Origin of the sequence: Bacteroides intestinalis DSM 17393 (genome assembly GCF_000172175.1) — a bacterium.
GTDB classification, from domain to species: Bacteria; Bacteroidota; Bacteroidia; order Bacteroidales; family Bacteroidaceae; genus Bacteroides; species Bacteroides intestinalis.
Genome location: NZ_ABJL02000006.1, coordinates 368,486 through 383,895, shown reverse-complemented (window position 1 = coordinate 383,895; position 15,410 = coordinate 368,486). Strand labels below are relative to the sequence as shown.

The 15,410-nt window shown below is 45.3% G+C and carries 8 protein-coding genes and 1 tRNA gene; 2 read left to right on the top strand and 7 right to left on the bottom strand.

The features are described 5' to 3' along the window. Nucleotides 1-101 precede the first annotated feature (101 nt). The 3 genes from bglX to BACINT_RS03475 form a co-directional block, all read right to left on the bottom strand. The gene (gene bglX / locus BACINT_RS03490; RefSeq protein WP_007660643.1) at nt 102-2,429 is read right to left on the bottom strand and encodes a beta-glucosidase BglX; all 2,328 of its coding nucleotides are present in this window, start codon (nt 2,427-2,429) and stop codon (nt 102-104) included. A 296-nt stretch (nt 2,430-2,725) separates the two neighbouring features. Continuing rightward, complete coding sequence (locus BACINT_RS03480) at nt 2,726-4,246, bottom strand: RagB/SusD family nutrient uptake outer membrane protein (protein WP_007660641.1); 1,521 nt, start codon at nt 4,244-4,246, stop codon at nt 2,726-2,728. An 81-nt stretch (nt 4,247-4,327) separates the two neighbouring features. Continuing rightward, the gene (locus tag BACINT_RS03475) at nt 4,328-7,366 is read right to left on the bottom strand and encodes a SusC/RagA family TonB-linked outer membrane protein (RefSeq protein ID WP_007660640.1); all 3,039 of its coding nucleotides are present in this window, start codon (nt 7,364-7,366) and stop codon (nt 4,328-4,330) included. A 251-nt stretch (nt 7,367-7,617) separates the two neighbouring features. Between BACINT_RS03475 and BACINT_RS03470 the strand changes: the two genes are divergently transcribed. After that, nucleotides 7,618-8,937, top strand: coding sequence for an ATP-binding protein (locus BACINT_RS03470; protein WP_007660636.1), 1,320 nt, complete (start codon nt 7,618-7,620; stop codon nt 8,935-8,937). Nucleotides 8,938-9,085: 148 nt separating this feature from the next. Here BACINT_RS03470 and BACINT_RS03465 read toward each other — a convergent pair. The 4 genes from BACINT_RS03465 to BACINT_RS03450 form a co-directional block, all read right to left on the bottom strand. Further along, nucleotides 9,086-9,167, bottom strand: a tRNA-Leu gene (locus BACINT_RS03465). Between the two features lie 75 nt (nt 9,168-9,242). Beyond that, the gene (locus BACINT_RS03460; RefSeq protein ID WP_007660634.1) at nt 9,243-10,274 is read right to left on the bottom strand and encodes a S41 family peptidase; all 1,032 of its coding nucleotides are present in this window, start codon (nt 10,272-10,274) and stop codon (nt 9,243-9,245) included. Nucleotides 10,275-10,310: 36 nt separating this feature from the next. Beyond that, nucleotides 10,311-11,174 (bottom strand): DUF3316 domain-containing protein, encoded by an 864-nt coding sequence (locus BACINT_RS03455; protein WP_007660632.1) that lies wholly within the window; start codon nt 11,172-11,174, stop codon nt 10,311-10,313. 40 nt (nt 11,175-11,214) lie between these two features. Further along, on the bottom strand, nt 11,215-13,893 hold the full coding sequence (locus BACINT_RS03450; protein WP_007660629.1) for a DNA gyrase/topoisomerase IV subunit A: 2,679 nt from the start codon (nt 13,891-13,893) through the stop codon (nt 11,215-11,217). 601 nt (nt 13,894-14,494) lie between these two features. Between BACINT_RS03450 and BACINT_RS03445 the strand changes: the two genes are divergently transcribed. Next, on the top strand, nt 14,495-15,364 hold the full coding sequence (locus BACINT_RS03445) for a DUF4373 domain-containing protein (RefSeq protein ID WP_007660627.1): 870 nt from the start codon (nt 14,495-14,497) through the stop codon (nt 15,362-15,364). The last annotated feature ends 46 nt before the right edge of the window (nt 15,365-15,410 follow it).

Sequence of the window (15,410 nt, the reverse complement as noted above, 5' to 3'; positions counted from 1 at the left end):
TAGAGGGGAAGTTTAGTGATTAGGGTTTAGTGATAAGTGATTAGTGGGCTGCGCTATTATTCCGCATGGCATTAATCACTTATCACTAAACCCTAATCACTTTATTTAAGTGTTAATTTTGCCGTCTTCACCGTCTGGCTGTTTCCACCGATCATAATATTGAAATCACCGGGTTCGGCTACGTAATTCATATCATAATCATAGAACCGGAGCAGGTCGCGCGTGATGGTGAATGATACTGTTTTACTTTCTCCGGCACGAAGGAAGATCTTATTGAACCCCTTCAGCTCGCGCACCGGACGGGTGATGCTTCCTACAAGATCACGGATATAGAGTTGTACTACTTCCGCACCATCGTATTTACCCGTATTGGTTACAGTAACTACGGCGGTAACAGAACCGTCTTTTCCCAGTGTAGGCGTGCTCAGTGCAATGTCACTATACTGGAAGTTGGTATATGATAATCCATAACCGAAGGGGTACAATGGTTCATTATCCACATCCAGATAATTTGAACGGAACTTTTCGAACCATTTACCTTCTGCCAACGGGCGACCGGTATTCTTATGATTGTAGAACAAAGGTATCTGGCCTACATTCTTCGGGAACGTCATCGTCAGCTTTCCACTTGGATTTACGTCGCCGAACAATACATCGCCAATGGCATAAGCTGCCTCGCTACCTCCGAACCATACATTGAGGATAGCAGGTACATGTTCCTGTTCCCAGTTCAGTGTCAACGGGCGACCGGTAAACAGAGTAAGTACTACAGGCTTGCCTGTTTTTAGTAAGGCTTCCAGTAAAGTATGCTGCACATCGGGTAAGCCGAGTTCTGTGCGGCTTGAACTTTCACCACTCATTTCAGAAGATTCCCCCAGTGCGGCTACGATGACATCGGCTCCGGCTGCCACTTTCAGCGCTTCGTCCAATAATTCCTGATCCGTACGGTTGTCGCGGTTCAGTGAGCGACCGAACATGGTGGCACGTTCTTCGTAAGCAGCATCACCGATAAGGTTGCTGCCCTTGGCGTAGGTGATGTTGACTTTGCCTGCCATCATCTCTTTCAGTCCTTCGTACAAAGAAGGATAATCGTTGAGGCGTGCAGCTACACTCCAAGTGCCCGGCATATTGCTACGCGTATTGCCGAGAGGACCGATTACTGCAACGGTGCCTTGCTTCTTTAATGGAAGCACGGGGGCGGCATTTTTCTGTGCTGCTAAGGGAGCGTTCTTTAAAAGTACAAAACTTTCACTGGCAATCTTACGGGCGGCATCCCGATGTTCTTTTGTAAAGATGTCCCGCTTCGGACGGTTCACATCACAATATTTATAAGGATTGTCGAACAGGCCCAATTTATATTTTGCTTCCAATATCCGGCGGCAAGCCGTATTTAGCGTACCCATTCTCACTTTTCCTTCTTTAATGGATTTCATCAGCGTGCCGACAAAACCTTCACTTACCATATCCATATCCACACCTGCATTCAGGGCAAGTGCACTGACGGTTTGTAAGTCGCCGACACCATGTTCTATCATCTCCGCAATACCTGTAAAGTCTGTTACCACAAACCCTTCAAACCCCCATTGGCCACGCAGCAAGTCGCTCAATAGCCATTTGTTCCCGGTAGCCGGTATCCCGTCTATTTCATTGAATGAAGCCATTACGCTACCTACACCTGCCTCTACGGCAGCTTCGTACGGATACATAAATTCATTGAACATCCGGTTGCGGCTCATGTCCACTGTGTTATAATCGCGTCCGGCCTCTCCGGCTCCATACAGGGCGAAATGTTTAACGCAGGCCATGATTTCATCATTACGGCGCAACTGGTCTTGCAGATTGGCACCCTGGTATCCGTATACCATTGCCTGTGCGATAGCTCCACCCAGGAAAGGGTCTTCTCCCGAACCTTCGCTGACACGTCCCCAACGTGGATCACGGCTGATGTCTACCATCGGACTGAATGTCCAGGAGATGCCATCGGCACTTGCTTCGATGGCTGCGATACGGGCAGACTTCTCGATGGCGGCCATATCCCAAGTGCAGGACAGCCCCAATGGGATGGGGAAGATGGTTTCGTATCCATGTATCACGTCCATGCCGAATAACAGGGGAATACCGAGACGTGATTTCTCTACTGCCAGCTTTTGCACTTCAAGAATGCGGTCTACCCCTTTCAGGTTGAAGAGTCCGCCTACCAATCCTTTTTCAATCTTTGCGGCTACGTCGCTGCTCTTGGCCTGTCCTGTGGTGATGTCTCCCGTGACGGGTAGGTTCAACTGTCCGATTTTCTCTTCCACAGTCATTTTCTTCATCAGCGCATCGATGAAGCGGTCCATGTCTTGGGGGGACTTTTGTGCCTGTACGGTTGATATGCCTATCAGGGCGCCCATCAACAACAGGCTTGTTCTTTTGAATATTGCTTTCATATATTTCTATATTTTAAGATAATAAAATGAGCATGGGTTGTCATAAGCAATCTGACTGCGATATTTAAGGATTTTCTTCCCTATTGCTAAGCCGCGCGGTAGTATTTGCTTATTCTTTCCACCATGGGGTTTCTTTCTTTCCACCGTGGAGGTTTTTTCTTTCCACCATGGTGGAAAGAAAAAACCTCCACGGTGGAAAGAATAGAATCTTGCCTCTTGACGCCTTAGCCTCCGCAGGCTTTTCTGATAAACTCTGCGGTTGCATGGCTTGCCGATACTTGCGGAGTTCGATTTGATTAATAATCGGGATTTTGCACCAATACACCGTTTGATTTATCTATTTCTGTCTGTGGCAATGGTAACAGTGCATTCTTGGGCTGGTAGTTCTTACCGGCAGCCTGAAGCACTTCTTGTGCGATGCCCCAACGTACGAGGTCATAGAAGCGGTCGGGCTCTAATCCCAGTTCTACACGGCGTTCATGGCGGATAGCCTCACGCAATACACTCTGATCCAAAGATTCAACTTTAGGCAGTACATTGGTCAGCGTGCCGCGAGCGTGTGCACGTACCTGTTCCAGATAACCGCTTGCTTCACCCATTAAACCTTTCTCATTGGCAGATTCAGCAGCCATCAACAAGACATCCGGATAGCGGATCAAACGGATATTTACCCAAAATCCCATGCGGGTATACTTGCGGCGTAGGGTTGGGTCGGTGTACGCTTTCTTATTGAAGTAAGCACCCATGGCGGTGGATACGGGCGATTCACCATAAGGCTTGTTCGTATTCTCCGGAGTGATGGGCTCTTCATCGCTACGGCGGAAATAGAGTAGCGTCGCATCTTTACGCGGATCGCCCGGTTCGTAAGCTTTACCCATCAGGGTGGTGGCCATGTGCCAACCCCAGCCCAAGTCCCAGTTGCCTGCTCCGCGTACACCCTGTACCTGGCAGAACTGGCTGCCGATGCTGCCGTCTTCCTTCATAGCGTCGGTAGATTCGCATTGCAGTTCGAAGATACTTTCGCCGCAATTCTCACCTTCTACGGTGAAGACTTTATCTACCGGAGTATTCAGGTTATAGATTCCGGAATTAACGACATCCGTAGAAGCAGTGTACATATTTTCCCAGTCGTTACGCATCATGTAGGTACGTGCGTGCAGGGAACGTGCGGCACCCCAGGTGAGCCGTCCCGTGTAGTCGCTGTCCCATCTCAAGGGCAGGCACTTTTCGGCTTCGGTCAGGTCTTTGTCAATCTGTTCGTATATCTTCTCGGCAGTGGTTTTGGGGACGTTGGCATCGGAGGCTTCCACTACTTTGATGGTCACCAGAGGCACTTCACCAAAGGCACGTACCAGGTTGAAGTAGCAGTAAGCACGGAAGAAGAGGGCTTCACCACGGTTGCGGATGGATTCGGTGTCGTCCTTATGGTCGCTGTTGGCGATGTCGTCCAGAATCTCATTACATTGGTAGATGATTTTGTAGTTCTGCCCCCAGTAAGCGGCTAACGGGCCGTTGGAGGCTGTGTACTCAAAATCATCCCACATGGCAGCTTCGTTACCGCCGTCGCCGGCATCACTGCCCTTTTCTGAATCCTCGCTGCGAACCATGTGTACCATGAAAGCGGGGATACCTGCGGTGATGTCATACGAACGCATCAGGTAGTAAACGTTGAATATTTTTCCGCCTACAAGGGCGTTGGGGGCGTCGTCTTCCGTGAACTGGCCTAACGGGTCGCGGTCCAGAAAGTCATTGCAGGAACTGAATGAGAGGGCGGTCGCGCCAATCAGCAGGGATAGGATATATTTCTTTATCTTCATAATCTTTAGTTGTTATGGTTATTATAATATGGAGTTACTCTTGTACGCCGCAAGGAAATCTTGCCGGGGCGCTACGCCCCTTTAGAACGTCAGATTAAACCCGAACGTATAAATCGCCGGCATCGGATAACTTCCGTCATCCACCCCGAAGGCAATGGCCGAGCCACCCAGTTCAGGTGTATATCCGGTGTTATGTTTCCACGTTTTCAGATTCTGAATATTCACATAGAGTTTCAGTGCCTGCATACCGATCTTGGAAATCAACGCCTTGTCAAAGTTGTAAGCCAATGATACGTTGCGGATGCGGAAGAACGAGCCGTCTTCTATATAGTATTCAGAATTCATATTGTTGATGCTGTGTTTCGTATTCAGCAACGGCTGGGTATTGCTGGTACCCTCTCCATGCCAACGGTCCATGCGTTGTGCCATGAAGTTGAACTGGCTCCAGTTATAGTTATCCCAGGTACGGTAAATCTGATTGCCGCCTTGTCCCATCATGTCTACTGCCAACTCCCAGTTTTTGTAACCTACTCCGAGAGTAATACCATAAGTAATATCCGGTGTCGGATTACCGATCATGGTACGGTCGGCTGTGGTGATTTCACCGTCACCGTTCACATCCTTGAACTTCAAGTCACCCGGAGTGACCGTTGCAAGCTTATTCTTCGGTGAATTATCAATCTCTTCCTGAGTCTGGTAAACACCTTCTACTTTGTAACCATAGAAGTAACCGATAGGATAACCTGCCATTGTATAACTTTGGCTCTTATCTCCGGCAATGATGGAGTATCCATCTTGTACAAGGCTCAATACCTTATTCTTAATGGTAGTCAGGTTGGCTCCGACGTTATAATTCCAGTCGCCGATCTGGTCGCGCCAACTCAGTGCAAGTTCCACACCCAGGTTTTCGATAGACCCCAGGTTACCGATGCCCGGCACGGTTCCTGAAATACCGGGAACTTCTGCCAGCAGGTCTTTTGTTTTCTTCTTGTAATATACACCTTCAAAGTGCAGGCGGTTGCGGAAGAAGTTGGCTTCGGCACCTACTTCCCATGCTTCTACTTTTTCCCAACGCAGGTTCGGGTTAGGCAGATAGGCAAGCTGATAGCCCGGATAAATGGCGGACGGAGTACCGAATACTGCGGAGTAGGCATTGGTCAGCAAAGGCTCCGCCGGATAGGCTCTATCCAGGTTCTGGTTACCCAGCGTACCCCATGATCCTTTCAGTTTCAACATATCCAGCCATTCGATACCTTTCATCCATTCCTCTTCGCTCATCAGCCAACCCAGACCTACGGAATAGAAATTCTGCCATTGGTTTCCTGTATAAGAGAAAGCGGAAGAACCGTCGCGGCGGTAGGAACCGTTGAACAGGTACTTGCCTTTATAATTATAGAGAATACGTGCCAGTACAGATACTGTAGAACGTTCCCATTGTGTACTACCATTGGTAGCAGTGGCGGCATCGCCGATACTTACATACCATTTGTCGGGATTGTCCGGAATGATCAGACCTACGCCTTGCGTGCGTCCGGCATTCAGGTTTTCAAGTTTATTGTAATAGGTTGTGAAACCGGCGGTGGCTGTCAGGCTGTGATCACCCCATGAATTGGTGTAGGTCAACAGATAGTCGCTCTGCACTTTCATTTCCGTTTCTTTGGCCTGGGTGACTCCGGTCTTGCCGGTGCCCAGTGTAGCTATATCACCTTCGGCACTGGCATCATACACTTTAATAATCGGCGTATAAGTCCGTGTGCTGTTCGATGCATAATCCAGTGAGAACATGGCTTTGAACTGGAAATGTTTCAGGAAGTCCCATTGCCCGTATATATTGCCCGAACCACGGTAGTTCTCCGCTTTTGTAGTGTTCGCTTTCAAGTCAACGTCCACCATCGGGTTATTCATTTGTGCTTTCTGGAATCCGGGAAGGGAGGTATATAAACCATATTCCTTATTATATACCTCTGCCACCGGAGCTGCACGCAAGGCAGTGGCAACACTCTTTGAATCGGCCGGTAACATACGTGCACCGTTGAATTGGAAACCTACTTTAAAGTTGTCTGTTACTTTATAATCATTGCTGATGTTCAGTGTGATTTTGCTATACTTCTCATGCTTGATGTTTCCTTGTTCGTAAGCATAGCCCGCACCGAGGTAGAAGCTATGTTTGTCGGAAGCACCTGTGATGCTGATGTTGTTGTTAGTGATGAATCCGGTCTGGAATATTTCATCCTGCCAGTTGGTGTTGCCTGTCCAGTCGGAAAAATCGTATTCCGGATTACCTTCATTTCTTAATTGTTCGTTATACAGCAACTTGAAGCCATCTGCATCCACCATTGCAATCTTGTTGGTAATGGCTTTAAAGCCAAATGAACCATTGATGTTTACACGGGTCTGTCCTTCTTTAGCTTTCTTGGTGGTGATGATGATGACACCGTTAGCACCACGCACACCGAAGATGGCAAGTGAAGACGGGTCTTTCAGAATTTCCATAGACTCAATGTCCTGTGGATTCAAGAAGTTGATGTTGTCATTGAACAGGCCGTCTACTACGTACAATGGCTTGTAACCATTGATGGAGTTTGTACCGCGTACACGGATTTCCGGGTCGGCACCAGCCTTGCCGGAGTTGATGATTTGTACTCCGGCCACTTTACCTTGCAGGGCGGACAGTGGGTTGGCAACCGGTTTGTTGGCAATCTCATCCCCTTTGATATTGGTGATAGATCCTGTCAGGTCGCGTTTTTTTGCGCTACCATAGCCGATGACGACTGTTTCGGCGAGCATTTGCGAGTCTTCTTTCATTTGTACATTGATGACATTGCGGTTGCCTACCTTGATGCTTTGCTTCTCCATACCTACGTATGAGAATTCGAGGGTAGCATCTGCAGGAACTTGGATCGAGTAATCGCCATCCAGTCCGGTCACTACACCGGTGTTGGTTCCTTGTACCACTATGGATACACCAATCAACGGTTCTTTAAATGAATCGGTAACAACACCTGTTACAGTGTGTTCCTGGGAGAATGCGGCAGTGCCTATCAACAGGAAACATGCCGTCAAGAATAGATTTTTAAGCCTTAGGGCTCTCTTCATAGGAGGGTTCAGGTTTCTCTTCATTGCATTAAATTTTTATGTGAATGATATATTGCATCAAAACAATGCAAATGAAAAAAAGATTTCGAGGTCATTCAAATCCCGGTTTTTTAACACAATTCCTTTGGGTGACAGGGCTTGGAAAGATGCTGGTATTTCTTTGATAGTAAGCGTAAAAATAATATCTTTGTATTATCGTAATGGCTGTTACCGTAATGTCTGTTACGATAATAATATCAATAAGTGTGTGCTTACTTGCTAAAGGATAGTATATTATGAAGTTTTATGATCGTGAAGAAGAACAAGAATTATTAGAGAATATCCGTGCGGCTTCTCTACAAGAATCTCAAATGACAGTTTTGTTTGGGCGGAGGCGTATTGGCAAAACCCAATTGGCATTGCAATGTACCGCAGGAAGTTTGACTCTTTATTTCTTTGTTGCACGTAAGGCGGAGGCCTTGCTTTGTCAGGACTTTGTGGATGAGGCGGAAAGTAAATTAGAGTTGCCTATCGGTAACTATACATCTTTTGCCAAATTATTCCGTCATCTGTTAATCATCTCTCGCGAACGTCCCTTTAATCTTATCATTGATGAATTTCAAGACTTTCAACGTACTAATCCTTCTATTTTCAGTGAAATACAAAGGGAGTGGGATTTAAATAAAGGGACTTCAAAGATGAATCTCATAGTTAGTGGGTCTATTTATTCGTTGATGCACCAGATTTTTGAAGATCGGAAAGAGCCTCTTTTTTCCCGTGCCGGACAAATGATACACCTGAAACCATTCGAGGTAGAGGTGCTGAAAGAGATATTAGCCGATCATAATCCATCTTACCGGCCGGATGATCTTTTGGCACTCTATGCATTTACAGGGGGAGTGGCTTGGTATGTTAATCTGTTTATGACGAACAAGGCATATACCAAAGATAAAATGATTAGTCTGTTGACTCGTCCCAATTCTCCTTTCCTGAATGAAGGGAAGAACCTGCTCATTGAAGAGTTCGGGCCTGATTACTCTATTTATTTTTCTATATTAGAATGCATAGCGGGGGGAGATTATACTCGTGGAGAAATAGAGAGTCGTCTGGGGAAAGCTGAAATTGGCGGTTATTTAGCTAAGTTAGAGAAATATTATTCCCTGATAAGTAAGAAGCGTCCTATCTTCTCTAAAGAGAATTCTAAACAAGTGAGATACTGTATAGCCGATAACTTCCTTACTTTCTGGTTCCGTTTCATTTATCGCTATCAAGGATATATTGAATCGGGGGCGTTGAAACTGGTGGAAAATATAGTTCGTCGGGATTATGATGTTTTTTCAGGTAATATGTTGGAGCGTTATTTTCGTGATAAATTTATGCAGAGTGGTTTGTATACAGATATTGGTATGTATTGGAATCGGAAGGGTGAGAATGAGATTGACCTTATTACACTGAACGATTTGGATAAAACGGCCGATATTTATGAGATAAAGAGAGATGAATCCCGGTATAGTATTACTAAGTTGGAAGAAAAAGTAGCCAATCTGTTGGAGGCAGAAAGAGAACTGAAGAAATATAGTCTCAATCTGGGGAAATTGTCGCTGCAGGATATGTAGATAAGTGAGTTGACGGAAAGCAAGTCATGTCACCGAAATTGTCACCGAATGCTGTGTGCTTTTTTTGAGGTGACAGCTTGAAAACAACAAAAAACCCACTAAAATTGCAGTTTTAGTGGGTTTTTGACTATAAATACCTTGTTGGTAGTGCGGGTGATAGGACTCGAACCTACACGCCTCTCGGCACCAGATCCTAAGTCTGGCGCGGCTGCCAATTACGCCACACCCGCAGTGGCTTTCTTGTTAAGCGACGGCAAAGATAGAAAGATTTTTCTTTTCAGCAAATAGTTTGGTGCAGAAAGTATTTATTGAACCACTTTTAAGAGTTCCCGTGCCCTTTCAATGATCGTATCTATCCCTTTGTCTTCATCTTCTTTTGCCATATCTACTTCCTCATCCGGATCAATGCCGAATTCGATATGTTGCTTTTTGGCATCCAAATGTGGACTGGCAGAAAAACGTACTCCCCAGCCGTTAGGAAGTTCCGAAGAAAAAGGCAAACCTGAACCACCACCGGTTTTGTCACCTACTAAAGTGACATTAGGAAAATAGCGCATAGCGTTCACGAAATCATTCGTCGCACTGTAAGAGTGGCGATTGGTGAGAAGCATTACCTTCTTCTGCCAACGAATGCTGTTGGACGGTTCCAGATAAATAGGTTCAGGATCAGAGAAATCACTGTGTCCCTTTCCTGTCTTATGCTGGATGTATCCCGTCAATACCTTTTCATTAGTGAAGCGGGAGGCAATACGTTCAGAGTAAGTAAGATTACCTCCGCCGTTATTTCGTACATCGAAAATCAGTCCGCTACATGGAGCAAGGTAGGAGAGAACTTCGTCCAGATTACCGTTGCCGACGCCATTGGAGAATGATTCGTAATAGATATACCCAATGTTGTCTTCAAGGATTTTATATTTGAGGCCACCGGCAATGCGGTAATTCTTTCCAAGATACTGCCGTTCGATGATACCCTCGTTGAAGTTGCGTGGATAATCCAGGTACCAATCCCAATAGCGACCCATATTCGAAGAACTGTACAGATTGACGTGACCATCCTTCAGTTCCGCCAGCATACTGTCAAGGACTTGAAATAACCCATCGTTGGGCATATTAGAAGTTATGAGAGGTTGGTATTTGTCATGAATGGCATTCCAGTCTATCTGTTTATAGTCAAGGAAACAATATTGCTCGTCGATGATTTTCCACAAGGCTTCGAAATTACCTTGCGGAGAGTTGTTGAACTCTTCTTCCCGAATGCAACTTGTAAACAATGGCAGCAACATGAAAAGTATTCCAAGCCACCTTAATTTAATATGATATATTTCTTTTATTTTCATTATTCTATCACCTTAACACGCTGTCGTTTTATCACTCTATTTTCTTTTCTTATCACGAATGAGAAACAACTCTTTTACAAAACCTACCATAAATACGTGCGAGTAGGTATGCATCCTTATGTCATTTACTTTTGCCTGTTGTGCATCCCAAAGATAAGCTAGGCGCATTTTTGCCCTTCCTACCGGAAAATCAACAGTTAGCATTTGCCGCAGGGATGGCTGATTGTGCAGGGAGGTGAAGTTTATCACTCCGCCCCAGTTGCCCAGCGTAAATATCTCGTAGTACGATTGTCCGTAATTCGGGCAGAACATAACGCCTGCAAAAGGAAGATTGACCTGATAGCGCAGACTGATGGGATAGTTTTTGATCCGTAAATCCCATATTGCCATTCCGGATGCATCCAGATTGATATAAGCGCGTACCTGTGCCGGATTATTGCCATTGCGCAGATTGTAGACAAAGCCACCGTTGAGGTCGATTAACCCTCCGGCAAGCAACTTGAAGTTGGAAGTAATCGGGAAGTTGTAATGCAACCCGTAATTCCAGTTGGCAAGCCCGGAGAATGTATTGTTGTTATCCACACGGTTGTGGGTATAACCCAAATCAGCCTGAAAAAAGCTTTGCAGGGATATATTGCCATTCATCCACTTGGTCATGCGCATACTTTCGCGTGAAATGCGGAAGTCTATACCTTTGTATTCCTGCGGTGACAGGTAAGTGTCGTACACATTGGTGTAACCGACGCCATACATGGTGGCACGGGTTACAAAACGTGTCCGGGCCGAAGAGTCCGCTCTTAATTCTTGTAGCGCCCTGTCTTCCACACTTTGCGCCTGTATACTTCCGCCTGCCAGAAGCAGGCATCCCATTAGTATTACACCAATCTTATTTAGCTTCATTGATAGAGTTGCTTATCACTAATCATTAGCCGTTAATCACTTAGAACAGTTTCATCTGTCCTGTTATCTCGTCCCGGATATCGTCTTCACTTTTGCCGTGATCCGGGTCCAGTATTTCCGGTTCTTCTTCATTCTGGTCTTCCGTTTCCTCAGGAACTTCGGGTTGCCGTGTTGGTTCCAGTTCATTGACGGTTTCCATCGTGAACGTGGTGAGGCGTTTCCCTTTTGCCTTGAAACCTTTTACGGCAATAAATTCATCTGCTTCTATAATCATCGGTTCGCGGAAACTGTCATGTCCGCCGAATATAATTTCCAGGCGGGGATAACATTCGTCCGTCAGCAGGATAAGGCGATTATTCTTGTTCTCTCCCAGATAGTTCTGCTTGCGGTTGGTTGCTTCCATGCAGAAACGTTTGATATATGGGAAATTCTGCTGGTCTGCATCGTAGAGCACAGCGGTCCATATCTTGTTCGGGTCAAATTTCTCCAATATCCGGATGTTGGCCTCGTAATGATTGCTAAGGTCGAAGTTGGTGATGTAGAAATCTCCGTTATCATGTACTACGAGGATGCTGTCTTCACTCTGGAATTCTCCCAGATATTCACCTCGTCCGTCATAGTTGAGTCGGAGCACGTCGCGGTCGAACCATACTTTCCGTCCGCCCAGTGTTGATCCGCCACGCTGTTTCAGGGCAATCTTGTGCACCGGAAGCTTGGTTAGTATATTACCTCTTGCCTGGCGTCCCTTGATGCTGATGTCGCTGAAATCTTCTTCAAAGATAATACGGCGCACGCGCGGATTGGGCTTCAGGGTTACTTTGATGACTTCCGCTTCACCGTTAGGATTGGCCGTGAAGTACGTGATGCGTGAATCGGGAGTACCTTGAGTTACGTCATATTCACGGTCGCGGATGATGCTTGTTACGGCAAACCGCTTGATATACTGTGTACCCTCTTTCCCGTCGCGATAAACAACGTTGTAGATTGTACGCTTGTCGTTCTTCTTGAAAACGTTGGCATAGAGAATATTCTTGCCTACGAACTTCTTGTCGGATACGGGAGTAACCAGATAGCGTCCGTCCCGGAAGAAGATGATGACATCATCAAGACTTGAGCAGTTACACAGGAATTCATCCTTCTTCAGACCTGTGCCGATGAAGCCTTCTTCACGGTTGATATATAGTTTTTCGTTGGCTTCCACCACTTTACTTGCTTCGATGGTGTCGAAGTTTCGCAATTCTGTGCGGCGTGGGAAATTCTTGCCGTATTTGTTTTTCAGCATTAAGTACCAGTCTACCGTATATTCCACGATATTTGCCAAATGATGGTCTATTTCCTCTATGTCCGCTTTCATACGAGCAATGAGTTCTTCCGCTTTGTCAGAGTTGAACTTGAGGATACGTCCCATCTTTATCTCCATCAATTTGAGGATATCCTCCTTAGTTACTTCGCGTATGAATCGTGGATAATAAGGCGTCAGACGTTCGTCGATATGTGCGCAAGCAGCATCCATATCCTTGGCTTGCTCAAATTCCTTGTCTTTATAAATGCGTTCTTCGATGAAGATCTTTTCCAGTGAAGCAAAGTGCAGACTTTCCAGTATTTCGTCTTTGCGTATTTCCAGTTCCTGGCGTAGCAAGGATAGGGTATTGTCTACCGATTTTCTCAGTACATCGCTTACGGTGAGGAAGTGGGGTTTCTGATCGTCGATGACGCAACAGTTAGGTGATATGCTTACCTCGCAGTCCGTGAAAGCATACAGGGCATCGATTGTTTTGTCCGAAGAAACGCCGGGAGCAAGATGAACAAGTATCTCCACATTCCCGGACGTGAGGTCTTCTACTTTCTTTATCTTGATCTTGCCTTTCTCGCTTGCTTTCACAATGGAATCGCAAACATTGGCTACGGTCTTACCGTAAGGAATTTCTTTGATGGCAAGTGTCTTGTTGTCGATTTTCTCGATTTTAGCACGTACACGCACTGCACCTCCGCGCTCACCGTCGTTGTATTTAGAAACGTCGATGCTACCGCCAGTCTGAAAGTCCGGATAGAGCTTGAACTCTTCCTCGTGCAGATAGCGGATGGATGCATCGCAAAGTTCATTGAAGTTATGGGGAAGTATTTTGGAAGAAAGACCTACGGCAATACCTTCTACCCCTTGTGCCAGGAGCAAAGGGAACTTCACTGGTAGAGTTACCGGTTCCTTGTTTCGTCCGTCGTAGGAGAGTTTCCATTCGGTTGTTTTAGGGTTGAAGACCACATCGAGGGCGAACTTAGACAGACGTGCCTCGATGTAACGGGGAGCAGCCGCACCGTCGCCGGTGAGTATATTACCCCAGTTTCCTTGGCAATCTACGAGCAAATCTTTTTGTCCCAACTGCACCAATGCATCACCGATGGAAGCATCACCGTGTGGGTGAAACTGCATGGTATGTCCTACGATGTTTGCCACTTTATTGTAGCGTCCATCTTCCATACGCCTCATGGAGTGCAAGATGCGTCGTTGCACAGGCTTTAAACCATCATTGATGTGGGGTACGGCACGTTCCAGAATAACGTATGAAGCATAATCCAGAAACCAATTCTGGTACATACCGCTAAGTTGGTATTTTGCTTTTACGTCTTTCGTGTCAGCGGGTTTATAATCCGAATGTCCTTCGTTCCCTTCCGGGAGGTTCTTTTCCAAGTCGTCTTTCGGTGCTTCAAAGTCTTCGCTCATATCTATTTCGGGAATATCTATTCTGAATAATCACTGAATTTTTCAGTCGAACGCAAAAATACGAAATTTCTTGGGAAAATCTGCAAATGAAGACTTTTTAATTATCTGGAAAAGAAAGGTACATCTTGGATGTACATAAGCTACAATCTGCGGATGAATAATAAATTATCATTTATCAGATGTTGCATGTGTGATTTTCTCTTTTGTATTCAATGTGTTATTATATCATAAATAAACGCTTTTCAAATAAGACATTTATGGCCGAAAACGCACTATTTGAAATGTGAGTTTTTTCTCTAATATGTGGCGTTTGGCTGCTTGTGGGCGGCATTTCGTTCTTTTGTCAATTTTCCGAATCTACTTGTAGAATTTATGAATGAGAATGGAAATAAGAAGGTGTTGGTTGTAAGATGTTGATTATTAGTGTGATGTCTTGTCGCTTTTCGTCCAGTTAACAAGCCGTTTCCTATCTCATTTCCTGCATTTCAAATAGTAAGAAAACGGCCCTTTTCGTGAAAAACCGTTTTTGGTGTAGTGGAATAATAATCGGATCTTTGTAAAAGCAAAAAGATAAATTATTTGAAACAGAATTAAGCAGAATATGAATAAGCACTTTTACCTTAAGCATGAGATTATGTCTTTCAATGATTCCCGTATTCAGAATATGATTTCCCGTGAGGGCGGTAAGGCCTATGGTACTTATTGGTATATTTTGGAGAAACTGAGCTTTCTGCCCGATATGGAAGCGGACATGAAATACCTGAAACCTTTTGCCACCCGTAATTTCACTTATCCTTATATGATGAAGATCGTTATGGATTTCCAGTTGTTCACTATTGTCGGCGATCATTTTTCACCCGTGCAGCTAAATACGAAATACGTTGAAGGGCCGCAAAAAAAAGAAGAGGATGTGGAGGTGAAACCGACAAAAAACACTGCGAAAAACAGTGGGCAAAATGGCAAAAAGTACCCGGACAATGATGTAAAATCGGGCAAAAATGACGGAATTTCGACGAAAAACAGGCAGGCAATGGATAAAAATCGCGATGAAAATGAATCTGAAATAAATTGCAATAGTCAGAATAACAGCTTTTTATCAGATAATTCCATACAGCATAAAGAGAATATAAGAGATATAATAACAACAGCAGCAAAAGAAAAAGAAATATCTGCTGTTGCTGTTACTGTTAATCACAGTGATATCTATGTTGCTGCCAATACTGTCATTTTTCCCTTTTCCGGCAGTAGTTTCTTTCCTGCCATCTGTCTCAGGCAGCCGTCCTATGAGCTGCCTTATCGCCGACGAAGCACTTCTCCACTCGGTGGGCAATGCTGTCTGGAACAATCTCACGAGGCAATGGATTCTTCTCCAACTTCGGGTAAGACTGTCTCGCGAGATGACGAAATTCGTTTCGTGATGCGACGAAATCCGCCTCGTGAGATGGGACAACCTTGCTTCGTGGGACGGTAAGAATCATTCCATGAGACGGATTTTGGCCTCATATATCCATCGTATC